The 21,039-nt window shown below is 43.2% G+C and carries 25 protein-coding genes, 1 tRNA gene and 1 riboswitch; of the genes, 13 read left to right on the forward strand and 13 right to left on the reverse strand.

Annotated elements, in window-relative coordinates:
* Positions 1–22 precede the first annotated feature (22 nt).
* The 3 genes from CRO17_RS08980 to CRO17_RS08990 form a co-directional block, all read right to left on the reverse strand.
* Positions 23–1,084: a M24 family metallopeptidase gene (locus CRO17_RS08980; RefSeq protein ID WP_097041389.1), complete on the reverse strand. Its 1,062-nt coding sequence runs from the start codon at positions 1,082–1,084 to the stop codon at positions 23–25.
* 18 nt (positions 1,085–1,102) lie between these two features.
* Entirely contained in the window at positions 1,103–1,531 is a 429-nt protein-coding gene (gene aroQ, locus CRO17_RS08985) for a type II 3-dehydroquinate dehydratase (protein WP_097041391.1), read from the reverse strand.
* Positions 1,532–1,615: 84 nt separating this feature from the next.
* Positions 1,616–2,095 carry a YqhR family membrane protein gene (locus CRO17_RS08990; protein WP_097041393.1) on the reverse strand — a complete coding sequence of 160 codons (480 nt, stop codon included), beginning with the start codon at positions 2,093–2,095 and terminating at the stop codon, positions 1,616–1,618.
* 114 nt (positions 2,096–2,209) lie between these two features.
* On the opposite strand from CRO17_RS08990, the gene CRO17_RS08995 reads away from it, so the two are divergent.
* Together CRO17_RS08995 and CRO17_RS09000 are read left to right on the forward strand one after the other, a co-directional pair.
* The gene (locus CRO17_RS08995) at positions 2,210–3,154 is read left to right on the forward strand and encodes a DUF1385 domain-containing protein (RefSeq protein WP_097041395.1); all 945 of its coding nucleotides are present in this window, start codon (positions 2,210–2,212) and stop codon (positions 3,152–3,154) included.
* A gap of 43 nt (positions 3,155–3,197) precedes the next feature.
* The gene (locus tag CRO17_RS09000; protein ID WP_097041397.1) at positions 3,198–3,614 is read left to right on the forward strand and encodes an SA1362 family protein; all 417 of its coding nucleotides are present in this window, start codon (positions 3,198–3,200) and stop codon (positions 3,612–3,614) included.
* 13 nt (positions 3,615–3,627) lie between these two features.
* On the opposite strand, the gene CRO17_RS09005 is transcribed toward CRO17_RS09000, so the two are convergent.
* Both CRO17_RS09005 and mntR read right to left on the reverse strand, forming a co-directional pair.
* Positions 3,628–4,515 carry a patatin-like phospholipase family protein gene (locus tag CRO17_RS09005; RefSeq protein ID WP_097041400.1) on the reverse strand — a complete coding sequence of 296 codons (888 nt, stop codon included), beginning with the start codon at positions 4,513–4,515 and terminating at the stop codon, positions 3,628–3,630.
* 88 nt (positions 4,516–4,603) lie between these two features.
* Positions 4,604–5,023 (reverse strand): transcriptional regulator MntR, encoded by a 420-nt coding sequence (mntR, locus tag CRO17_RS09010; protein ID WP_097041402.1) that lies wholly within the window; start codon positions 5,021–5,023, stop codon positions 4,604–4,606.
* Positions 5,024–5,216: 193 nt separating this feature from the next.
* On the opposite strand from mntR, the gene CRO17_RS09015 reads away from it, so the two are divergent.
* Positions 5,217–5,603 carry a rhodanese-like domain-containing protein gene (locus CRO17_RS09015; protein WP_097041405.1) on the forward strand — a complete coding sequence of 129 codons (387 nt, stop codon included), beginning with the start codon at positions 5,217–5,219 and terminating at the stop codon, positions 5,601–5,603.
* Positions 5,604–5,639: 36 nt separating this feature from the next.
* Here the strand turns inward: CRO17_RS09015 and gcvPB are convergent, their stop codons facing one another.
* From gcvPB to gcvT, 3 genes are read right to left on the reverse strand one after another with little or no spacing between them, the layout of a single operon-like run.
* On the reverse strand, positions 5,640–7,103 hold the full coding sequence (gcvPB, locus tag CRO17_RS09020; RefSeq protein WP_097041407.1) for an aminomethyl-transferring glycine dehydrogenase subunit GcvPB: 1,464 nt from the start codon (positions 7,101–7,103) through the stop codon (positions 5,640–5,642).
* Positions 7,093–8,445: an aminomethyl-transferring glycine dehydrogenase subunit GcvPA gene (gcvPA, locus tag CRO17_RS09025; protein WP_097041409.1), complete on the reverse strand. Its 1,353-nt coding sequence runs from the start codon at positions 8,443–8,445 to the stop codon at positions 7,093–7,095. Before gcvPA ends, gcvPB begins: the two co-directional genes overlap by 11 nt.
* Before the next feature lie 13 nt (positions 8,446–8,458).
* A complete protein-coding gene (gene gcvT, locus CRO17_RS09030) occupies positions 8,459–9,559 on the reverse strand; it encodes a glycine cleavage system aminomethyltransferase GcvT (RefSeq protein ID WP_097041410.1) in 1,101 nt (366 codons plus the stop codon).
* Positions 9,560–9,715: 156 nt separating this feature from the next.
* Positions 9,716–9,804: riboswitch (glycine riboswitch) on the reverse strand.
* 198 nt (positions 9,805–10,002) lie between these two features.
* On the opposite strand from gcvT, the gene CRO17_RS09035 reads away from it, so the two are divergent.
* Both CRO17_RS09035 and CRO17_RS09040 read left to right on the forward strand, forming a co-directional pair.
* Positions 10,003–11,658, forward strand: a complete 1,656-nt coding sequence (locus CRO17_RS09035; protein WP_097041412.1) for a DEAD/DEAH box helicase — start codon at positions 10,003–10,005, stop codon at positions 11,656–11,658.
* Positions 11,651–12,490: a YqhG family protein gene (locus CRO17_RS09040; protein WP_097041414.1), complete on the forward strand. Its 840-nt coding sequence runs from the start codon at positions 11,651–11,653 to the stop codon at positions 12,488–12,490. The genes CRO17_RS09035 and CRO17_RS09040 overlap by 8 nt, the downstream gene beginning before the upstream one ends.
* 18 nt (positions 12,491–12,508) lie before the next feature.
* On the opposite strand, the gene CRO17_RS09045 is transcribed toward CRO17_RS09040, so the two are convergent.
* On the reverse strand, positions 12,509–12,676 hold the full coding sequence (locus CRO17_RS09045) for a YqzE family protein (RefSeq protein WP_077308704.1): 168 nt from the start codon (positions 12,674–12,676) through the stop codon (positions 12,509–12,511).
* Positions 12,677–12,867: 191 nt separating this feature from the next.
* Here CRO17_RS09045 and comGA point away from each other — a divergent pair, with 191 nt between their 5' ends.
* From comGA to CRO17_RS09085, 8 genes are all read left to right on the forward strand, one after another.
* Complete coding sequence (gene comGA / locus CRO17_RS09050) at positions 12,868–13,923, forward strand: competence type IV pilus ATPase ComGA (RefSeq protein WP_097041415.1); 1,056 nt, start codon at positions 12,868–12,870, stop codon at positions 13,921–13,923.
* Positions 13,823–14,887 carry a type II secretion system F family protein gene (locus tag CRO17_RS09055; protein ID WP_097041417.1) on the forward strand — a complete coding sequence of 355 codons (1,065 nt, stop codon included), beginning with the start codon at positions 13,823–13,825 and terminating at the stop codon, positions 14,885–14,887. The genes comGA and CRO17_RS09055 overlap by 101 nt, the downstream gene beginning before the upstream one ends.
* A 15-nt stretch (positions 14,888–14,902) precedes the next feature.
* Positions 14,903–15,214, forward strand: a complete 312-nt coding sequence (gene comGC, locus CRO17_RS09060) for a competence type IV pilus major pilin ComGC (protein WP_097041420.1) — start codon at positions 14,903–14,905, stop codon at positions 15,212–15,214.
* Entirely contained in the window at positions 15,198–15,635 is a 438-nt protein-coding gene (locus CRO17_RS09065) for a type II secretion system protein (RefSeq protein ID WP_097041422.1), read from the forward strand. Before comGC ends, CRO17_RS09065 begins: the two co-directional genes overlap by 17 nt.
* A gap of 16 nt (positions 15,636–15,651) precedes the next feature.
* Entirely contained in the window at positions 15,652–15,945 is a 294-nt protein-coding gene (locus CRO17_RS09070) for a hypothetical protein (RefSeq protein ID WP_097041425.1), read from the forward strand.
* Complete coding sequence (gene comGF / locus CRO17_RS09075) at positions 15,926–16,336, forward strand: competence type IV pilus minor pilin ComGF (RefSeq protein ID WP_179636932.1); 411 nt, start codon at positions 15,926–15,928, stop codon at positions 16,334–16,336. Before CRO17_RS09070 ends, comGF begins: the two co-directional genes overlap by 20 nt.
* Complete coding sequence (locus CRO17_RS09080; RefSeq protein WP_097041429.1) at positions 16,311–16,679, forward strand: hypothetical protein; 369 nt, start codon at positions 16,311–16,313, stop codon at positions 16,677–16,679. The genes comGF and CRO17_RS09080 overlap by 26 nt, the downstream gene beginning before the upstream one ends.
* Positions 16,680–16,715: 36 nt before the next feature.
* A tRNA-Gln gene (locus CRO17_RS09085) sits at positions 16,716–16,786 on the forward strand.
* 38 nt (positions 16,787–16,824) lie between these two features.
* Here the strand turns inward: CRO17_RS09085 and CRO17_RS09090 are convergent.
* From CRO17_RS09090 to CRO17_RS09105, 4 genes are all read right to left on the reverse strand, one after another.
* Positions 16,825–17,445, reverse strand: a complete 621-nt coding sequence (locus CRO17_RS09090; RefSeq protein ID WP_097041431.1) for an MBL fold metallo-hydrolase — start codon at positions 17,443–17,445, stop codon at positions 16,825–16,827.
* 322 nt (positions 17,446–17,767) lie between these two features.
* Positions 17,768–19,699: an LTA synthase family protein gene (locus CRO17_RS09095; RefSeq protein WP_245864739.1), complete on the reverse strand. Its 1,932-nt coding sequence runs from the start codon at positions 19,697–19,699 to the stop codon at positions 17,768–17,770.
* An 82-nt stretch (positions 19,700–19,781) separates the two neighbouring features.
* Complete coding sequence (locus tag CRO17_RS09100; RefSeq protein WP_097041433.1) at positions 19,782–20,765, reverse strand: ROK family glucokinase; 984 nt, start codon at positions 20,763–20,765, stop codon at positions 19,782–19,784.
* Positions 20,758–20,979: a YqgQ family protein gene (locus tag CRO17_RS09105; RefSeq protein ID WP_097041435.1), complete on the reverse strand. Its 222-nt coding sequence runs from the start codon at positions 20,977–20,979 to the stop codon at positions 20,758–20,760. Before CRO17_RS09105 ends, CRO17_RS09100 begins: the two co-directional genes overlap by 8 nt.
* Positions 20,980–21,039 lie beyond the last annotated feature (60 nt).

Below are 21,039 nucleotides of genomic sequence, written 5' to 3' on the forward strand. Positions count from 1 at the left end.
TTTCCTCCTTCAAAAACGGCAATTACAAAGTGATTAAATCTTTAGTGGAGAACGTCAGACGCTCGCTGCCATCTGCAGTCAGCACGAGATCATCCTCAATCCGGCAGCCGCCAACTTCCGGTATGTATATACCAGGTTCAACTGTAACGACCATACCCGGCTTTAATACAGTGTCAGAACGGAAGGACAACGCCGGCGATTCATGCACATCCATCCCAAGACCGTGCCCAGTAGAATGCCCGAAGTATTGGCCATAGCCTTTCTCCGTAATATAATCTCGTGTCAGCGCATCGGCTTCTTTACCGGTTATACCCGGTTTCACGCCTGCTACTCCTCGAAGATTCGCCTCTAGTACTATATCATAAATCTCGCGTAATTTCTCACTTATCTCGCCTACAGCGAAAGTTCGCGTAATGTCGGAGCAATAACCATTATATAAAGCGCCATAATCCAGTGTTACCAATTCACCCTTTTGAATCTCTTTGCCGGACGCCACGCCATGCGGCAGCGCAGAGCGATAGCCGGAAGCAACAATTGTATCAAAACTGGACTCTGTTGCACCTTGCTTACGCATAAAGAACTCAAGTTCATTGGAAACGTCAATTTCCTTCATCCCTGGTTTGACGAAGGTTAGAATGTGCGTATAAGCGGCATCAGCAATTTCTGCTGCTGTCTTCATAATAGCAAGTTCTGATTCTGACTTGATCAAGCGTAATTCTTCAATTAATCCGGATGCCGGAACCAGTTCAGCTTTCACTGCATGCTGGAACTGCTGATATAAAGCGAAGGTAACGTCTTCGTGTTCGAAGCCCACTTGCTGTACGCCGGCTTGCTGCAGCTGGTCAGCTGCTTCTTGCACAATTGATTGTTTGTGTTCAATAAGTTCAAAATCCGGCGCCTGTTCCGCTGCCTGCTCCATATAACGGAAATCTGTAATAAACAGCTGTTTTGCTTTTGTAATGACTAGCAGCCCAGCACTTCCGGTAAAGCCTGATATGTATCGGCGGTTCTGGGCACTCGTTACGATGAGCGCATCTACGTTTTTCTTTTCCATTAAAGCTCGCAGTTTCCCCAATTTCTCCATCTGTTTCTTCCTCTCCCTTTATTTCTCCAGCAATGCTAAGGCTGCATACCGATAGCCTTTAATGCCGAGACCGACGATTTGTGCCTTGCATACAGATGCCAGCATAGAATGGTGACGAAACTCCTCGCGGGTATGAATATTGGATATATGCACTTCAATTACTGGTACCGGAATGCTTGCAATCGCATCTCGAATAGCGATACTCGTATGTGTGTAAGCAGCTGCATTTAAGATGATTCCGCTGCACGTACGGCCAGCTTCTTGAATTTTATCAACCATTGCGCCTTCGTGATTGGACTGATAATCTTCCAGGTCATATCCAAAGTCGTCCGTCACATGTTTTACTTCAGCTACTACATCTTGAAGTGTATGACTTCCATAGATGCCAGGCTCCCTTGTGCCGAGCAAGTTCAAATTTGGTCCATTAATCAACATTAAGCGATTCACGTTCTTCATCCTTTGGTTACATTATTTTAACTTTCACATAGTGTAACACAAGAAGATAGCTTTGTGATTGAAAATTCGAAATGCTTAAGTCTTGTCCTGGTAGGCTTGGCTTTGCTGGTATTCATAGCTGACGCTGTAACCGATAAATACAGCATATAGCAAATACAAGCACATTGTCGTGATATTTGCATTTCGGTCTGCTTGAAATGCGCTCTCCACTCCATAGATGATTGGAGCAAGTACAATTTGGACAAGAACCCAAAGTGCGACACCGAAAAGAATACTAGGAATGATGCCTTGCGATTTTTTCAGGAACACGTAATAAAGAAAAGCGACTAGTACGGATAAAATTCCGACAAGCAAAATACCGATCAGCTCTCCTGCCCACGAATCAGCCCAAGGCATCCAAATCCACGAACGCAAAACAAAGTCTGCTGCCGATAAATTGGTAAAGTGAAAGAAATAAGCCAGCCATGCTATTGTTGACCATAGCACACCGCCAATAAACCCTGTTACCATATCGCTTAAATTAAAACGTGATGCTGCTTTTCGATTTTGCTGCATAATCTCACCTCGGTAGGTAGTTTGCCTAAGTTGAGCGTTTTTTATCAGGCCACCTAGTGTTATCTGTATTTTTTTAGTAAAATAGAAGGAAATCAAAACGAGGCTGGTGAAATTATGTCAGATGAACAAACCAATACGTATGGCGGGCAAGCCGTCATCGAAGGTGTCATGTTTGCGGGAAAAAACAGCTTCGTAACAGCCGTTCGCAGAAATGACGACAGTATTGATTATCTAACCGTCGAACGAAAAGACAATTCGAAATGGACCAAATGGAAAAAGATACCGATTATACGGGGCATCGCAGCAATAATCCATGCCAGCGCTAATGGCACAAAGCATTTAAATTTCTCATCGGAACGCTATGGTGTTGATCCGGCAGACGATGAAAAAATTGTACCTGAAGAGAAGAAATCCAAGCTCGCAATGGTTATTGGCATTGGAGCAGTAGGCGTGCTTTCCTTTATTTTTGGAAAATTAATTTTCACGCTCACACCGGCGCTTGTAGCTGACTTTTTCGATAAGTGGCTGCCTTCTCGGTTTGAGCAGGTTGCTTTAGAAGGGTTATTAAAGCTTATCCTGCTGCTTGCATACGTGTATCTCGTATCGCTTACACCTTTGATAAAACGTGTATTTCAATATCATGGTGCAGAGCATAAGGTAATCAACTGTTACGAAAACGGACTTCCGCTAACGGTGGAGAATGTACAGAAACAGTCACGCCTGCACTACCGATGCGGATCAAGCTTTATGCTGTTTACCGTAATTGTCGGTGTTATTGTGTACATGTTTGTTGCGACAGATCCATTATGGTGGCGCATGGTTAACCGTATTCTGCTGCTGCCACTGGTAATCGGACTCTCATTTGAAGTGCTGCAGCTGACAAACAAAGTGCGCGGTATACCAGTACTGCGATTTCTTGGCTATCCAGGTCTTTGGCTGCAGATGGTTACAACAAAAGAACCAAAAGATGATCAAGTGGAAGTTGCATTAGCTTCTTTTAAAAAAGTGCTCGAAAATGATTCTTTACAGATGAATAGTGGTATAAAGATAGTAAGATAACGAAACCGTGTTGGCAGTCAGACACGGAAAGGAGGAAAATGGGTTGCGTAAATCTGGGTCTTCCATTATTGTTTTTGTACTAGTCGGTTTTGCTGTCATCGGAATCGGCATGCAGCTCGTAACAAATCCAGCTGCATTCTTCCAGAATGTACTCGTTTGGGTTGGAGGTGCAGTACTTTTCGGTGCCTTGCTCTATTTCATCCTTACACGCTTGCGCGGCCGTTCTACAGGTGGCGGCAGCAGCAGCGATATGCAAAAATATAAGCAAGCAGTGAAGCAATCAAAGCAGAAATACAAGCAGCCGAAAGCCGCCCCTGCCAAAAAAACAACCAAATCAGCTGCTTCTATTACGAAAGCATCTGCAGCCCGGAAGAAACGTTCCATTAAAGATCGTTCTCGTGCGCCGCAGCTGCGTGTTATTGAAGGCAATAAGCATAAACGGAAAAAGTCGAGCATCTGATGCCCGACTTTTTTTATGGCCAGCGTTTTAGAAATTGTTCTGCTTTCTGCCGACCCCCTGCTATTAATTTTTGTTTTTCTAGTGATGAGATTGCAAAGTCTGCCATTCCCACACCTTCTACTGGAATGAAAATAATATCTTTTGCAGTGTTCTGATTGATATGGCGCATATCATGCGCTACCTTCATCGTCCTGAACAACGCATAAAACAAATCCAGTGATTGATGCACTTTCTGAATTGGGTACTTTTGTACTGATTCACTCAGTTTCATTCCAAGAATCGGCCGCCTGCGCATTCGTTCCTCTCCTTCTAACGTCCAAAGCGGGAAGTTACTGAGCAGTCCTCCATCAAGCAGCAAACTGCGCTTTTTGTTTTTATACAGCAGCTTGCTAGGCATAAAAATGTACGGGATACCGGCACTCATACGTATCGCTCGCGCTACCGGAAAACTATCCCCATCAATCCCGTATGTTTCGGCTAGGTCATCAGGAAATACGATCAGTCTCCCTAGTGTAACATCCGCTGCAATGACCTTTAACGCCCTCGGCTTTACATCGTGAAACGTATAGATCTGTTTTTTAGCTAATGCTTCATAAAGCCATCGTTCCAATGCATTTCCTTTGTACAGCCCCATTTTAAAATAGAGCGTCAGCCAATTGGCAAAAGGAACATACTTTGTCAGATTAATTGGATCAGTGAACTTGCTGATATCCGTTTCCTGCAGCAGCTGTTCCATTTCCTTTCCGCTATAGCCTGCTGCCAGCAAACCGGCAACAATGGCACCAGCAGATGTGCCAGCAATGTTCTCAAATACATAGTTCTCTTCTTCTACCGCTTGCACCGCTCCAATGAAAGCAAATGCCTTTACGCCGCCGCCCGAGAAAACACCGTCTATTTTCATAAGCACACTCCAAGATGACTTTTTATTATACGTAATCAAGGAGCTGGTTAATTAGAACAAAAAAACCATCCCTAATGGATGGCTTTGCTTAAGACTTTGTTTGCTGCTGAATTTTTATGAGTGCTTCTTTTCGATCCTGATCTTCTTGGAAATATTGAACCAAATTACCGATGCGATCAATAGAATTCCAGCTCATATGATGTTCGATTCCCTCAACATCTTGGTAAATATTTTTTTCTTCCACGCCAATAATACGCAGGAAGTCCTCCAGCAGTTTATGACGGTACACAAGCCGTTTACCGACTTGTTCTCCTTTTTCGGTCAATATCAAACCGCGGTATTTCTCATATTTTAAGTATTCATCCTTGTCCAGCTTCTGGACCATCTTCGTAACAGAGGATGGGTGAACTTGTAAATTCTCCGCAATATCGGACACACGGGCGTATCCCTTTTGTTCCATTAATATGTAAATTTGCTCGATATAATCTTCCATACTTGGGGTAGGCATAAAACTCCTCCATTCGAATCCACTGCCATTCTACATCTTTACATGATACACCTTTTCCATTGGACAAACAAGCCAACAATGTTGACCGCGAACAAAAAAGTTACTTCTCCATCGGCGTGATGAAAAAATCTTTGAAATTATGCGCCTGCTTGCTATAATGGAAGTTGGAGTATCAGCAGATGGGGGAAATGACATGGAAGCAGTACTAGTTATCGGCATTGCACTGGTCGTATTCATCGCGTTTAGTGTAATCCGCTACTTTATTCAAAAGAGACATTTGAAAACTCTTACAGAAGAAGAGTTCAGAGCAGGTTATCGGAAAGCACAATTGATTGATGTTCGTGAGCCGAAAGAGTTCGACGGCGGACACATTCTCGGTGCCCGGAACATCCCGCTCACACAGCTTCGTCATCGCTTAGCGGAGATTCGCAAGGACAAGCCTGTTTACATGTATGACCAGAATGGTACCCGTACTGTTCGTACTGCAGCGCTTCTGCGAAAAAAAGGATATCAAGATCTTAATCAGCTAAAAGGCGGATTCAAAGCCTGGGGCGGTAAGATCAAACGAAAAGGCGACTAAAAAGAAGCTTTGCACGCTAGTGCAAAGCTTCTTTTTTTATTCTGGAATATACCGCAGAATAGGCTTTCTAGCCGCTGTTGTTTCGTCCATTCTGCTGACAATCGTTGTATATGGTGCTTCTTGGACAATTTCTGGATTCTCTTCTGCGTCTTTTGCAATTTCCAGCATCGTATCTATAAAGCTGTCTAGTGTTTCTTTAGCTTCTGTTTCTGTCGGTTCAATCATCAATGCCTCTTCTACATTCAGCGGGAAGTAAATGGTCGGCGGATGATACCCGAAGTCAAGCAATCGTTTGGCAATGTCGAGTGTACGCACACCAAGTTTTTTCTGTTTGCGCCCTGACAGCACGAACTCATGCTTACAATGCTGTGTGTAAGGCAATTCAAATACTTCACTAAGACGGCGCATCATATAATTTGCGTTCAAAACCGCATATTCACTCACACGCTTCAGCCCCTCTGGCCCCATCGTACGAATATACGTATAAGCCCGTACATTGATACCAAAGTTTCCGTAATACGGCTTCACCCGTCCGATTGATTCGGGACGATCTTCATCAAGAATGACGATTCCGTCTAGTTTGCGGACAACAGGTTTTGGCAGGAAAGCGGCAAGCTCTTCAGAAACACCGACTGGGCCGGAACCTGGGCCGCCGCCTCCATGTGGTCCAGTGAATGTTTTATGCAAGTTCAAATGCACCACATCAAAGCCCATATCGCCAGGGCGGGTATAACCCATGATGGCGTTCAAGTTGGCACCGTCATAATAAAGTTTTCCGCCAGCTTCATGTACAATTTCAGCCATTTCCAAGATATCTTTCTCAAACAGTCCGAGTGTATTTGGATTTGTCAGCATCAATGCAGCTGTATCTTCTCCAACCAGACGTCTTAAATCATCCAAGTCTACAAGTCCCTGTTCATTTGATTTTACTGTGACAGCTTCGAAACCTGCTACAGTAGCAGAAGCTGGATTCGTACCGTGCGCGGTATCCGGAACAATTACCTTCGTCCTCTGGGTCTCCCCGTTCTTCTCATGAAGCGCTCGGATCATCATCAAGCCAGCCCATTCCCCATGTGCACCAGCTGCTGGTTGCAGGGACACATCATGCATACCGGTAATTTCCTTCAGCTGTTCCTGCAAATCAAACATTACTTCCAGCGCACCTTGCGCCGTTTTTGGATCTTGATACGGATGTATGTGACTGAAACCGTCCATCCGAATAATATCTTCGTTAATTTTCGGGTTGTACTTCATCGTACAAGAACCAAGCGGGTAGAAACCAGAATCGACACCGTAATTTCTTCGTGATAATGCTGTATAATGCCGTATTATTTGCAATTCACTCAGCTCAGGCAATGCTGCAGGCTCGGTGCGGATATATGCCGAATCGAATGCTTCTGCTGTGTCCGTTTCCGGTACATCAAGCGGCGGCAAGCTATATCCTGTTCTGCCAGTTTGAGAAAGTTCGAACAGCAACGGGAAATCTGTATTATTTTGCATGGAAAGCCGCCACCTCTCTTACGAATATGTCAATCTGTTCTTTCGTACGCTGCTCCGTCACAGCGACCAGCATATGGTTTTTTAATCGATCATCCGTCCGTCCCAAGTGATATCCCCCGATAAACCCTTGTGCCAATAGATGATCTTGCAAAGCTTGTATATCACCATTTACTTTGATAACAATTTCGTTAAAAAAGCTATGTTGAAACATAACTTCCAGCCCGTGTGCTTCGAGCTGTTTTTTCATGTATTGCGCTTTTTGTACATTTAAGTAAGCCATTTCAGCTAAGCCCTGTTTCCCCAATGCGCTCATTGCCACAGAAGAAGCCAAAGCATTCAGCGCTTGGTTGGAGCAAATATTTGATGTTGCCTTGTCTCGACGGATATGCTGTTCACGTGCTTGCAGCGTCAAGACGAAACCGCGCCTTCCTTCTTCATCCTTTGTTTGTCCGATCAGTCGTCCCGGCAGCTTTCGCATCAATTTGGATGAGCTGGCAAAATAGCCGCAATGCGGGCCGCCAAATTGTGCTGGTATACCGAACACCTGTGTATCGCCCACAACGATATCAGCTCCGAAATTTCCTGGTGGTGTCAAAAAGCCCAATGCTAGCGGATTGCTGGAAACAACCATCATTGCTTTCGGCTGTGTATGAAGGATTGTACGAATGTCAGCTAGTGCTTCTACTTGGCCGAAGAAGTTCGGATACTGCACGATGACACTCGCAGTTTCTTCATCAATAGCTTCTTGCAGTGCTTCTAAATCTGTCACACCGTCTTTATGCGGAATCGTTACTACTTCCAATCGCTGTCCTCTGCAATAGGAATCAATCACCTGACGCGATTCCGGGTGGACAGCTTCTGATACAATAATCTTTTTCTTTTTGGTATGACCGGCACTTAATGTTGCAGCTTCTGCAAGCGCCGTTCCGCCATCATACATAGAGCTGTTCGCCACATCCATTCCCGTCAGTTCGGCAATCATCGTTTGGAACTCAAAGATAGCTTGAAGTTCGCCTTGCGATATTTCTGGCTGATACGGCGTATAAGCTGTGTAAAACTCAGATCGGGAAATTACGTGATCGACGATGGAAGGAATATAGTGGTCATACACACCTGCACCTAAGAAGGATGCATGTGTTTTCATCGTCACATTTTGATTGGCCAGTGCGGCAAGTTCTGCTTTCAATTCGCCTTCACTTCTTGGTTCCTTAATCTGAAGCGGCTTCTTAAGCCGTACTGCATCTGGAATATCTGCGAAAAGCGCTTCGGTATCCTTTACACCTATCGTTTGCAGCATGTCTTTCTTATCTTGCTCTGTCATCGGTAAGTATCTGAAATCCATGGCTAATATCCCCCTATGTCCGCTTATAGAATGGTAGTGTGACAACCTTGGCTTGCAGCCGTTTCTTTCTAATCTGCACGTCGACGATGTCACCTTCCTTGGCTGCATCTGTACGCAATAGCGCTAATCCGATCGATTTATCCAGCGTTGGTGACTTGGTTCCTGTTGTTACGGCACCTATTTGTTCCTCGCCAGAATAAACCGGATAGCCATGGCGAGGTATTCCCTTATCCAGCATCTCAATACCAACAAGCTTTCTAGCTGTTCCGTTCTCTTTTTGCTCTTTTAAGACTGCTTTGCCAATAAAATCAGCAGCGATGTTCGTTTTCACAGCAAACCCGATACCTGCTTCAATTGGCGAAATATCTTTTGTCAGTTCATTTCCATATAAAGGTAAATTTGCTTCAAAGCGAAGTGTATCCCTTGCTCCTAACCCTACTGGATTGAGACCAAACGCAGTTCCTGCAACCAGTATGGTTTCCCAGACAGCCTGGCCGCTAGCTGCCGGACCATAAATTTCAAAGCCATCTTCGCCTGTGTAACCGGTACGGGAAATTAGAAATTCTCCCTCGACACCAGTGAGCTGAACCGGATAAGCAAATCGGAAAAATGAAATTTCCGATAATTTCTCATCCGTGAGCTGCTGCAGGATTTTCTCCGCAAGCGGTCCTTGTAAAGCTACTTGCATATAAGCTTCTGACAGGTTTTCAATTTTCACGCCATCACGTTTATGCGAAAGCAGCCATTGGAAATCCTTTTCTGTGTTGGAAGCATTCACCACTAACAAATATCGATTTTCTTCCAGCATATAAACAATCAGATCATCCACCGTACCGCCATTTTCATAGCACATAATACTGTATTGTGCTTTATTTGGAACGAGCAGTTCGATATTATTCGTCAAGACATACTGCAAGAAGTCCTTGCTTTTCGGACCATGAACAAGAATCTCCCCCATATGAGATACATCGAATAAGCCAGCTGTTTTGCGAACTGCATGGTGCTCTTCTTGGATGCCGCTGAACTGAACAGGCAGATCCCAACCGCCGAAATCAATTGTCTTGCTGTTTGCCTGATAGGCAGGATAAATTGGTGTTCTTTTCAACTCACTCATCATCCTTCTCCTCTCTTATGTACCTCGCAACATAAAAACAGAGCCCATCTCAAATACTGCTTGAGGGGCTCTGTCCATTTACCAGAAAGTTTCTTAGTCGTCGAAGGACGATAATTGCTTCTTGGGTGGCTTCCGCGGAAGCACTCTCCAGAGTTGCGTCGTGCTGGAGTTCTTTTGCCTGAGAGATTCACTCAATATTTGCTCCTTCGGCGCCGCATAAACGCGGTCTCTCCTCCAACATTCACTCGCGATTTATGAAATTAGGAAAACGCGGGCATACTAACAGACAATCAACTTATTAAAAAAGCAAAATCCAAACATTCTAATAAAATTATTGGATAATGTTTGGTTTCAGCATCATTATAACATAACATTTTTAAAAAGTGTCGATCTTTTTATAGCTTTTTCTCTGAAACTCCGAAGAATAAGGAGATGAAACCATTATGCAGGCGCATGTAAAAGATGATCAATTGTTCATCGAAAAGATGCATGATATTGTACAGCAAGAAGCAGAAACAGTGTCATGGGAACATTTCCAAATGGCTTACACAGCTGCTAAAGCAACGAATATTGATACGTTTACCGGTTTAGTCGCACCTGGTTATCTTCCGCATATGACCTTTCACCCCCATCAGCTGGAAGCAAGCCGGCGTGTTGTAGAAGAGATGAACGGACGCGCAATATTGGCGGACGAAGTGGGTCTCGGAAAAACAATTGAAGCAGGACTTGTGTTAAAAGAATTGATGATCCGCGGTTTGGTAAAGAAGGTTCTTTTACTCGTACCTGCATCACTTGTTAATCAGTGGGTAAATGAGCTGAACAGTAAATTCCATATTCCAGCTGCTTCACAGCGTAAGCAATACGTATGGGAACATTATGATGTAATCGTCTCATCCATTGATTTAGCAAAACGTACGCCGCACAGGGAAATCATTCTGGAACAAGATTATGATTTTGTGCTGATTGATGAAGCGCATAAATTGAAGAACAGCCGAACAAAGAATTATAGCTTTATTCAATCGCTAAAAAAGAAATATTGCCTGCTTCTGACCGCTACTCCTGTGCAAAATAAGCTTAGCGATATTTATAACCTTGTATCTCTTTTGAAGCCTGGTTACTTAGGCAGTTACAAACAATTCAAAGATACATATGGAGACGATCGAAATGATTTAGAGCAGCATCATTATTTAAAAGAACTGATTCGCAAAGTGATGGTCCGCAACCGTCGCGATGACACGGGGCTGCAGTGGACGAAACGGAAAGTAGAAACCGTTTGGATTGATTTTGAGGATGCAGAAAGAGACGTTTACGATACGATGCAAGACTCTACTAGCGCTGCTGCAACATTCGCTAGAATTACCTTGCTTCGTGAGCTATGCAGTTCCAGGGAAGCAGCCTATTTGTCGATGAAGAAAATGGTCGAGGAGAATCCGCAGTCAAGCGACGTGTATCTTCCGCTCATGCAAGCCATTGAAAAACTGCCTCATCACAGCAAGGCATTGAAAGTGATTGAACTCATTAAAGCAGCACCAGCGGGGGAAAAGTTTATTATCTTCACCGAATATCGCGCCTCGCAGTTTTATCTGCAATGGATGTTGAAGCAGCATGACATCTCTTCCGTTCCGTTCCGCGGCGGTTTTAAAGCCGGTAAAAAAGATTGGATGCGCGAATTATTCGAAAAGCATGCCCAAGTATTAATTGCTACTGAAGCTGGCGGCGAAGGAATCAACTTGCAATTTTGCAGCAATATGATCAATTACGATTTGCCATGGAATCCGATGCGGCTGGAACAGCGAATTGGTCGAATCCACCGTTTTGGTCAGGAAAACGACGTTCAAATCTATAACTTTGCTGTACGAGATACATTAGAGGCACATATTCTTGAATTGTTATATAAGAAGATCAATCTATTCGAACGGGTTATTGGTAATCTAGACCACATTCTTGCCGAACTGCAAGTGCCGGATATGGAAAAAGAAATCAAACGTATTTTCGCTGATTCCAGGTCAGACGGCGAAATCAAAGTGAAGCTCGATAATCTGACTGCCGTAATCAGCGAAACTGGTGAGCAGATCGAAAGGAGTAAAATGCATGGATAGACACATACTGCATCAATTCCTGCGCAAATTCTTTATCTCAAATGGCTGTCAGCTGCTAGAGGAAAACGACGGTCTGCTCCGCATTCAGCTTACACCTGCACTGGATGAAGAATTGATGAATCGCCCCTTTTATTGGCGTTATAAAAAGAAGCTCGGCCAAGAAGGCGAACCAATGGAGCTCACCCTGCTAACGGACCCAGAACAGACAGCAGAAAAAGCAGAGCATATTCATTTTGGCAGCCCGCGTCTGCATCAAATATTTCGTCTTATTCGTTCATCTGCTCAAGTGGCCCGACTTTATGAGAAACTAGACACCAATTCCAGGACAGCTTTGTATCCATGGCTGATCCGCAACATGAGTGTGCATTTTTCCGGTAAGCGCAAACGAACGGAAACGCACTCTGTCGGTTTGCAGCTCTTAAACGGGCAATTCATGACAAATGCAATGGAAAACTTCACTAATTTAGATTTCAAGCAGCAAATTAGTGATCATTGTTACTGCCTATCCCCTGTTATCCGCTACCCTAGCGGCTACCAGCGGATCAGCAGCTACATGCTAGCGTATTTGGATACACTTGATACCGGCTGGGTGACAGAAACGACGAGCGTACTCGAACAGGAAAAAAGCTTATTAGCCCACTTTTTTGATCCAAACAGCCAAGAAGAACAGGATGAGGAGCTTCGGCAAGAACGAGCAGCTTTATACGATAACGAGCTAGCTGCCTTGAACCGCCGATTAACACCTTCTATCCACATTGAAACGATTAATGCCGGCATCTTTTACTTATCAGAAAAAACATCGCGGCAGCTGCTTCAAAAAAAAGAGGCCTGAACATAGCGTTCGGGCCTCTTACTTTTTGCGGCGGAATAATAGTTTAAAAGCGAACGGCAAGACACCGAACCACTTTCCGTGCAGCTGATGTTTTTCCTTTTCTTTCAGCTTCTTTTCAGGTTTTGGTGTATCCATTTTTTTCACCAGCTCCTGGGTAACGAATCGGAAGTAATCATTAGAAGACATAAACAATACCCCTTCTTACTTTTACTTGTATGGTAACCAAATTCGTTCTTCTCTATACCAGAATGGTAAAACTGCATGTTTTGTTAGTAAAATCAACATTTTCTCCGTGCTAGAACCATGGAAACTGTTCATTCCATAAGGTGACAAGCTATTTTTCTTCGGGTATTGTATGCTCAAAGGAGGTAATGCACATGCAGGAAAGTCCTTCCGTTATTGCAGAAAGCTTGTTGGAAAAAGCAATTGAGCAGCATGCATCTGATATCCATTTCACACCAGATACCAATGAAACAAATGTCTACATGCGAATTCATGGAAAAAGAGTTCTTGCAAACCGCATCTCTACGTTATCATTCCGAAAACTGATTGCTTATTATAAGTTTATTAGCGGCATGGATATTGGAGAAATGCAAAAACCTCAGGATGGAGCGATGCCATTTACGTATAAAGGACAGCAGCACTATTCCCTTCGGTTATCGACATTGCCGCTGAAACAGTTAGAAAGCTTAGCTATCCGCATTCTGCCCCAAAGTGATGCCCCCATGTTAGAAAAACTTTTCCTTTTTCCATTTCAATTGCAGTTACTGCGGCAGCTGTTAACGGAGCAAACAGGCATTATTTTGTTTACTGGCCCAACTGGCAGCGGTAAAACAACAATGATGTATGCTATTCTCCAAGATCTGCTTCGCAGCAAAGCATGCCAAGCAATAACGTTAGAGGACCCTATAGAGAAAAAAATGGACAATTTATTGCAAGTACAAGTGAACGAAAAAGCCGGGCTTACGTACCAAGCAGGTTTGAAAGCAGCACTTCGCCATGACCCAGATGTGTTAATGATTGGAGAAATAAGAGATGAATCTACCGCCAGTTTTGCTTTTGAAACAGCACGTACCGGCCATCTCGTCATCAGCACCCTACATGCCAGAAATGCAGCAGGCGCTATTCACCGGTTGCAGGAAATGGGGATTCCGATCGCAGACCTCCAGCACACGTTAATCGGTGTCGCCTCGCTGGAGTTACTTCCGATTCAGCAGCCGTATCCATCTCGTGCCGCTATTATGGAACTTGCAAATGCCCATCACATACATCATCTGCTCCACAATTCAAAGTCGTCTTTCCTGACTTTTGCTGAACTTAGGAGGAAAGCCTATGCATACGGTTTTGTTAAAGAAGAAATGGATTACAATCAGAAAAACAGACATGCTGTTGTCTACGGAGCAGCAAATACAGTTTCTGAAGCAGCTCCATAGGCTTCGAACACGAGGATATGATATGGCCCGTTCGCTGGATTTTCTCCACTGGCAGCCGCAATGGCGAGCTGTTACCAACAAGCTGCAATCTGGATTACAGCAAGGGATGAGACTGGATGAAGCTTTTTCTTTTGCCCGCTTCTCGGAAGTCATTGTCATTCATCTTTACGTTGCACATCACGATGGCAATCTGGAAGAAGCTCTTGCCAGAAGCTATGGTACCTTACAGAAACAAATGCAGCAGCTGAACAAGTTTAAGAAGGTCACCCGCTATCCGCTGTTTTTACTGTTCAGTATTTTTATGCTGCTGTTATTTGTAAAGCTATATGTTTACCCTTCTTTTCTTAACCTCTTTACTTACTCTGCTGAGTCAGCAGATCTTCTGCGTTTCTTCTCCGGTCTTGTCAATATGCTGCTCATGGGAAGTATTCTTCTCGCAATTGCTGCTGCTTGTTTCTTCGTATTTCAAAGGTACATCCGAAGAAACTGGACGGCTGCAAAGAAACGTCCGTATTTGGAAAAGCTTCCTCTGGTCAGCCGGATATTTCGCACACAAACTAGTTTTCAATTTGCTATTCAGCTAGGCAACCTGCTCACCGCAGGTCTATCTTTTTACGAAAGTCTGCAGCTGCTTAGTAAGCAGCATTATCATGATATTCTCCAATTATATTGCAGCTCCTTACTTCATCAGCTCGCCTCCGGTCATACACTAACCGAATGCCTCTCTGCATATCCGCTTCTGGATGCACAGCTTCAGAATATATTGCGCACGGAAGAAGATGCTGATTCCCAAGCAAAAGATTTACTTATGTATGCCGAGATTACGACTTCTAAAATGGAAGAAAAAATGAAAACTGTCCTTCAGCTCCTCCAACCTGCACTGCTTTGTATTATGGCTTTATGTATTATTATTGTTTACTTGTCACTGCTGCTTCCGATGTTTCAAATGGTTCATACATTATAAAAGCGAGGGAAACCCATGAAAAATGAAAAAGGTTTTACTTTAATTGAAATGCTTATTGTCCTGCTGGTCATTTCTGTGCTGATGATTCTGATTGTACCCAATTTAGCGGATAAAAATGAACATGTTCAATCAGAAGGCTGTGAAGCTCTTGTGAAATTAGCAGAAAGCCAAGTTGAAACATATCGGATTGACCATGGCACAGCACCGACAACTATAGCACAGCTCGAAGACGGTTACTTGACTGAAAGCACTTGTCAAGGCGGGAAGCGTCAGCTCGCAATCAGCTCTGCCGGTGAGGTTTCTTTAATTGATGTACCAAGTTCCTAAAGAACGAGGATTCAGTTTACTTGAATTAACCATTGTCCTTGGACTTGCTTCTCTTTTGATCGGAATTGGAGCAGGTGTCCAGCAACATCTGCTTAAAGAGGCAGAAGCGAAGCAATTCAAAAAACAGTTTGAACAAGATCTATTGTTTCTACAGCAATATAACCAGTTCGATCACTCCGCTAAACTTTACTTGGAAAAAGACAGATATGAAATCTACTCTGCTCGGGACGAGAAAAATATTCTGGTACATCCTATACCTGATAGCATTCGAATTCGCACCTATACACACGCTGGTAATTTTTCATTCAGTAAATATGGTTCCATACTTTCAGCAGGAAGTTTTTTTATTGATACACCAAACGGAACAGAACTGCTTATTTTTCCGCTCGGGAAAGCGCGAGGCTATTATGAGGAAATTTAACCAAGCAGGCTTCCTTATGTTGGAGAGTTTGATTGCGTTCGCAATGTTCTTCGTTTTATGCACCCTTCTGCTGCCTTTACTGTTGGATTATAAAAAAGAACTGCATATACAGGAGAAGCGTTCCTACTATTACAGCTTGCTTCAAAATGAATTAGCAAGAAGCAATCCAAACAATCATGAAGTAATTGAAGATAATTTCACTATTACCTTCCGCTTTACAAACGATGATGGCTTAAAAAAAGGTTGTATGGAGATAACAGCAAAAGGACGTAATGAGAGGCGATGCTTATATGGGTATCTCGAAGGATAAAGGGTTTACGTTGTTAGAAGCATTGATTAGCTTAGGGATTCTTGTTTTAATTGTTTCCACACTTCCGCTCCTATTGACTCCTTTACAGCATGAAGCCAACGCAGAAGCTGTATCAATAAGGCAAGGCCTGTACTTTATCTCCCTGGAGATTTATAAAGGAAATAACATAAAAGCAGCAGATGGTAAATTATATGTTCAAAACCAGCAAGGTCAAACAGCCGTATTCGAGAAATATAAAAATATGATTCGCAGGCAGGTGAATGGCAAAGGACACGAAGTATATTTGCATCGTATACAGGATTGGAAGGTCATACAGTATGGCGACACTATTGTCATAACCATTAAAGCAAACAAGGATGAATTATATGAAAAACGACTTTCTATTCAATGAAAGAGGGTTTCTGCATCCATTTCTGCTATTTGTTACTGCGTTCTTTCTTTTGCTGCTTACTTCAGGCAGCTTGCTGCTCCAAACCAACGTCAAATCAACCGACTTGCTATTTGAACAATACAGATTGGAGCAGGCCATCTCCATTGCAGTACAAACCGTTGAACAGCACTATCTCCCTCAGCTGGATTCAGATGAAGAAAAATGGATGATTAATAATCAAGCTGTGACTGCATCCATTACCATCAACAAAAGTGAACAGCAAATACTCGTCATGTATGTTGTACAAGCAGATAAAAATGCCGAACCCCTGGAATTTACAAAAATATATCCAGCTGATGTATAATTCGTCAAGCACTGTACACAATAATGGATGTACCGATGGGCTATAGCCAAGTGGTAAGGCAGCGGGTTTTGGTCTCGTTATCGTTGGTTCGAATCCAGCTAGCCCAGTAAAAAGATCCTGCACGAGTTATGTGCAGGATCTTTTCTTATGTCAAAAATGGATTCTTTGCTTTTTCTTCACCTATTGTTGTTGTCGGCCCATGACCTGGGTAGACGACAGTATCTTCCGGCAGCGTCAAAAGCTGTTCTGTAATGCTGCTCATTAGTGTAGGTAAATCACCGCGATACAAATCGGTACGCCCTATCCCGCGTTGGAATAATGCATCCCCCACGATTGCACAGCCTTCCTTATGGAATACGAGAGAGATACTGCCAGGTGAATGTCCGGGCGTATGCCGAACTTCAAAATGAAAATGCTCTAGCTGCATATCGCCAAGCTTCCATGTTTCATCACAGTCTCTTGCCGTAATTTGCTTAACTGGAAACATTTTCGATCCGTTTTTACCGGGATCCCCAAGCCAATCCGCTTCTTCCTCATGCAGATATACCGGGATATGATAAACATCTCGGACATCATCCACTGCACCAATATGATCAAAGTGAGCATGTGTCAGCAAAATTGCCTGCGGACGCAGTTCCTTTTGCTTAATCCACTCGATTAATTTCACGCTGTCTCCACCTGGATCAACGATAAGGCAGTCATTTTTTGCTTCTACTATGTAACAATTCGTCCCCATTGGTCCCAGACCTAATGTATGTATTTGCATATTCTTCGCCAGCTCCTTTCCAATTGGATTTCTTCTGAAAAGGCTCGACAAGTTAGTATGTGTCTGCTGCTGGTGATGGCATTTGCCAAGCTTTTCCCTATCAGTATAGCAGGAAATCAGCAAATTTGCCCATAGTGAAACTGAAACTGATAGTAACAAAAAAACTTGATCTTTGTTGCATATATAGGTGTTGTATTTTAAAGGCAGAATGCAAAAAAACCATTTTAAACAATTCATTTTTCTTTATTGTCAGCGGCTGTATTTTTTTACACTGTTCACTTTCAACAAACTAAAAGGACCGCTGCATGAGGCAGCGATCCTTTTAGTTTGTTTTCTCTTTTCCTTTTTCAAAGTCATAAAAGCGCAGCAAATCTCCATAGATAATTCGATCAGAGTAATTAAGCTCTTTTGTCACCTGTTCCTGAATTGGTTCACAGACACTTTCTATCTGTTCACCAGTTTCTCCAGAAAGCTCAGCTTCTTCCCCCTCTAGTTCATCTGCTGGTTCACCAGTTTGTCTGTCGTAGCACATATCATTAGTGTACACGTAGTCTTCACTAATAAAGTCGCCATTTCGCAGCGCAGTGTAATCTTTTCGATTTTCTGCGAACAAATCATTTCCGAACTGGATATCATGATCTGCTTCAACTCCTAACAAGCTGAGGATTGTTGGCTTTACATCAATTTGTCCGGCTACTTGTTCCATGACCTGCCCATTGTTATCTCCAGGGATATGGATAAAGAAAGGCACCCGCTGATTTTGCACCTGCTGGTAAGGTGTAATATCTTTGCCCAAGTACTGACTCATGGCTTTATTATGGTATTCACTAATGCCATAATGATCGCCCATCATCACGATAATGGAATCTTCATACTCTCCAGCTTCTTTCAGCTGATCGAAAAATTGTTCCACAGCCTCGTCTGTATACCTGGCTGTTTGGAAATACTTGTTTAATGTCTGGGAGTTAGAATCAAATTGATCAATGGACGCATCTTCTTCCGGCAAATCAAATGGATGGTGATTTGTTAACGTGATAAATTTTGAGTAATAAGGCTTATCCATCTCCTGCAAGTATGGAATGGACTGCTCAAAGAAAGGCTTATCCAACAGTCCCCAGCCTACGGTATTTTTGTCTTCACCCTCTGAAATGACGTTATAGCTGTTTTCGTCATAAAATTTATCGTAACCTAAGCTGTCGTACATAACATCACGGTTCCAGAAACTAGAATTATTAGAGTGGAATACCGCTGTTTTGTAGCCTTCCTGACCCAGGATTTCTGGTGTGCCATTATATTCATTCTGGCCATGGGTGAAAAATACAGCCCCACGAGGCAGCGGATAGATCGAATTCTCCACCAAGAACTCCGAGTCAGATGTTTTCCCTTGTTCTGTCTGGTGATAGAAATTCTCGAAATAATACGTATCTTTGTCTTTTGTCAAACTGTTAAGGAAAGGTGTCACTTCTTCGCCGTTGAGCGTGTTGTGAATCAAAAAGCTTTGCATGGATTCTAAGGAAATGAATATTACATTTTTTCCTTCTGCTTGCCCGAACTTTGCAGACTTTTCCGTTTCGACTTCTTCATTTACATAGGAAAGAATTTCCGGGAGCTCATTTCCATCAGCAAAAACACGCTGCGCTTCTGTTTTGGATTGCATAACTGCATCATAAGCATGGAAATTATATACGCCAATGTTTTTTACAAGGTATTCTCTGTCAAAGCCGCGCGTAAACAGCTGCGGCCGTTCTGCTTCGGCAAGTCCTACATTTACGACGATAAGTGCAGCGATTGCTGCCATGGTAGATATTTTCTTTCTTCTAAGGTAGTCAACCGTCATTTTTTCCTTATAACGGAAGCTCAGGAACCAGATGATAGCAACATCAAGCAACAGCAAAATATCTTGTGGATAAATAAGATTCAGTATACTGCCGCCAAGATCTGCGGCATTACTTCCTTGCATGAGGACCGGCACTGTTAAGAAATCACTAAAGTGACGGTAAAAAATTAAGTTGATGTACAAGATGATGGAGCCTGCTAAACTGATGAATCGAATGTAATGCATCTGCCACTTCCGGGAAATCAATACGCTAAGCCCAAAAGCAAAAAACGCACTGACAAACGGGTTTAGGAACAGAATAAATTCCTGCATAGCATTATCTAAACTGATGTTAAATAAGAAACGATAAACAATGTACGTCTTTAAGCCAAACAAAACTGTCGCCAAAATATATAATGGTGCAGCAGATCGTTTCACAGAATTAAAAGCCTCCTCATAGTAGAACAGAGCGTAAACAAATGACAGCAGCTTGCGCTGCTGTCATGCATGCGTCTCTTTTTTATTGCGCTATTTCATCCAGATGTTGTTTAACAAGATAAGCGGCCCCGTAAACGCCCGCATCATTGCCAAGCTGTGCCGGTACAATTTCACATTCATACGTTGTTCTAGGTAAAGCAGCTTGTTTAAAAGCCGCTTTAATAGGATCTAATAAAGCATCTCCCGCTCTTGAAACGCCGCCCCCGATGATGATACGAGCTGGGTTCGTAAGGATAGCGGCACTTGCTAAAACCTTTGCCAGAACAGTTGTAGCTTTGTTTACAACCGCTTTTGCACTATCATCCTCAGCCGCAGCCAGCTCGAATACGTCTTTAGCAGATACATCTCCGTTCTCAGCCAGACGTTTTCCAAGTTCGCTTTCAGGGTGTTCCTGCGCGGCCACTAACGCCAAGCGGCTGATGCCAGTTGCAGAAGATACTGTCTCCAAACAGCCTTTTCGCCCACAATTGCACGGTGCTCCATTTTCTTCTACTGTAATGTGTCCTATTTCACCAGCAGTACCATTAATGCCATTTACAATATGTCCATTCGAAATAATACCAGCGCCTACTCCCGTACCGAGCGTAATGGCGATAATATCTCCTTTCATGGCGCCAGCACCTTTCCACACTTCCCCAAGTGCTGCTAAGTTCGCATCGTTATCAATGTAAACTGGCAAGCCTGACAAAACACCCAGCTCAGCGGAAAGAGGAAAATTGCGCCAGCCTACGTTAACCGCTTCTGCAATAACACCGTTGCGCGGCACAATAAAACCTGGCGCTCCAACACCAATCCCTCTTACACGATCCTTATCAATTCCAAGTTCAGTCAGCTTGGACTGAACGGTTTTCCAAATCTGTTTTGGAATGTGTAAACCTTGTTCTTGCTTGTCGGTTTTAATTTCCCATTTTTCCACGATATCGCTTGCCTCATTAATAAGAGCAAGTTTGATTGTTGTTCCGCCGATATCAACACCGACTAAAATACGCTCTGCTTCCTTACTCATTGTTTCCCGCTCCTTCATGACTATCCGATAAAGCACTTATCTCTTTTGTTAAAATCATATTCGCTTGTCCATATTCTTCCAAGGACAGCAGATTATTGGTATACAGCTCTCGCAGTTCGGACTGCATCATCAGCAAATCCAGATTACGATCTCCTATATATACAAAAATTCCGAATGTCTTTAAAAGCTGCATGACATCATAAACCGTTTTCATTTATATCACCTAACATATTATAACAACCTTCACTTAAAATTGAAAATGTTTTAAGACTGC

The sequence above is a fragment of the Terribacillus aidingensis genome, assembly GCF_900215625.1.
GTDB classification, from domain to species: domain Bacteria; phylum Bacillota; class Bacilli; order Bacillales; family Amphibacillaceae; genus Terribacillus; species Terribacillus aidingensis.

What these genes read in the sequence shown, in the direction of transcription:
- CRO17_RS08980 (WP_097041389.1), bottom strand. Translation starts at nt 1,084, where the DNA reads ATGGAGAAATTGGGGAAACTGCGAGCTTTAATGGAAAAGAAAAACGTA.
- CRO17_RS08990 (WP_097041393.1), bottom strand. Translation starts at nt 2,095, where the DNA reads ATGCAGCAAAATCGAAAAGCAGCATCACGTTTTAATTTAAGCGATATG.
- CRO17_RS08995 (WP_097041395.1), top strand. Translation starts at nt 2,210, where the DNA reads ATGTCAGATGAACAAACCAATACGTATGGCGGGCAAGCCGTCATCGAA.
- CRO17_RS09005 (WP_097041400.1), bottom strand. Translation starts at nt 4,515, where the DNA reads ATGAAAATAGACGGTGTTTTCTCGGGCGGCGGCGTAAAGGCATTTGCT.
- mntR (WP_097041402.1), bottom strand. Translation starts at nt 5,023, where the DNA reads ATGCCTACCCCAAGTATGGAAGATTATATCGAGCAAATTTACATATTA.
- CRO17_RS09015 (WP_097041405.1), top strand. Translation starts at nt 5,217, where the DNA reads ATGGAAGCAGTACTAGTTATCGGCATTGCACTGGTCGTATTCATCGCG.
- gcvPB (WP_097041407.1), bottom strand. Translation starts at nt 7,103, where the DNA reads ATGCAAAATAATACAGATTTCCCGTTGCTGTTCGAACTTTCTCAAACT.
- gcvPA (WP_097041409.1), bottom strand. Translation starts at nt 8,445, where the DNA reads ATGGATTTCAGATACTTACCGATGACAGAGCAAGATAAGAAAGACATG.
- gcvT (WP_097041410.1), bottom strand. Translation starts at nt 9,559, where the DNA reads ATGAGTGAGTTGAAAAGAACACCAATTTATCCTGCCTATCAGGCAAAC.
- CRO17_RS09035 (WP_097041412.1), top strand. Translation starts at nt 10,003, where the DNA reads ATGCAGGCGCATGTAAAAGATGATCAATTGTTCATCGAAAAGATGCAT.
- CRO17_RS09040 (WP_097041414.1), top strand. Translation starts at nt 11,651, where the DNA reads ATGGATAGACACATACTGCATCAATTCCTGCGCAAATTCTTTATCTCA.
- CRO17_RS09045 (WP_077308704.1), bottom strand. Translation starts at nt 12,676, where the DNA reads ATGTCTTCTAATGATTACTTCCGATTCGTTACCCAGGAGCTGGTGAAA.
- comGA (WP_097041415.1), top strand. Translation starts at nt 12,868, where the DNA reads ATGCAGGAAAGTCCTTCCGTTATTGCAGAAAGCTTGTTGGAAAAAGCA.
- CRO17_RS09055 (WP_097041417.1), top strand. Translation starts at nt 13,823, where the DNA reads ATGCATACGGTTTTGTTAAAGAAGAAATGGATTACAATCAGAAAAACA.
- comGC (WP_097041420.1), top strand. Translation starts at nt 14,903, where the DNA reads ATGAAAAATGAAAAAGGTTTTACTTTAATTGAAATGCTTATTGTCCTG.
- CRO17_RS09065 (WP_097041422.1), top strand. Translation starts at nt 15,198, where the DNA reads ATGTACCAAGTTCCTAAAGAACGAGGATTCAGTTTACTTGAATTAACC.
- CRO17_RS09070 (WP_097041425.1), top strand. Translation starts at nt 15,652, where the DNA reads ATGTTGGAGAGTTTGATTGCGTTCGCAATGTTCTTCGTTTTATGCACC.
- comGF (WP_179636932.1), top strand. Translation starts at nt 15,926, where the DNA reads ATGGGTATCTCGAAGGATAAAGGGTTTACGTTGTTAGAAGCATTGATT.
- CRO17_RS09080 (WP_097041429.1), top strand. Translation starts at nt 16,311, where the DNA reads ATGAAAAACGACTTTCTATTCAATGAAAGAGGGTTTCTGCATCCATTT.
- CRO17_RS09090 (WP_097041431.1), bottom strand. Translation starts at nt 17,445, where the DNA reads ATGCAAATACATACATTAGGTCTGGGACCAATGGGGACGAATTGTTAC.
- CRO17_RS09100 (WP_097041433.1), bottom strand. Translation starts at nt 20,765, where the DNA reads ATGAGTAAGGAAGCAGAGCGTATTTTAGTCGGTGTTGATATCGGCGGA.
- CRO17_RS09105 (WP_097041435.1), bottom strand. Translation starts at nt 20,979, where the DNA reads ATGAAAACGGTTTATGATGTCATGCAGCTTTTAAAGACATTCGGAATT.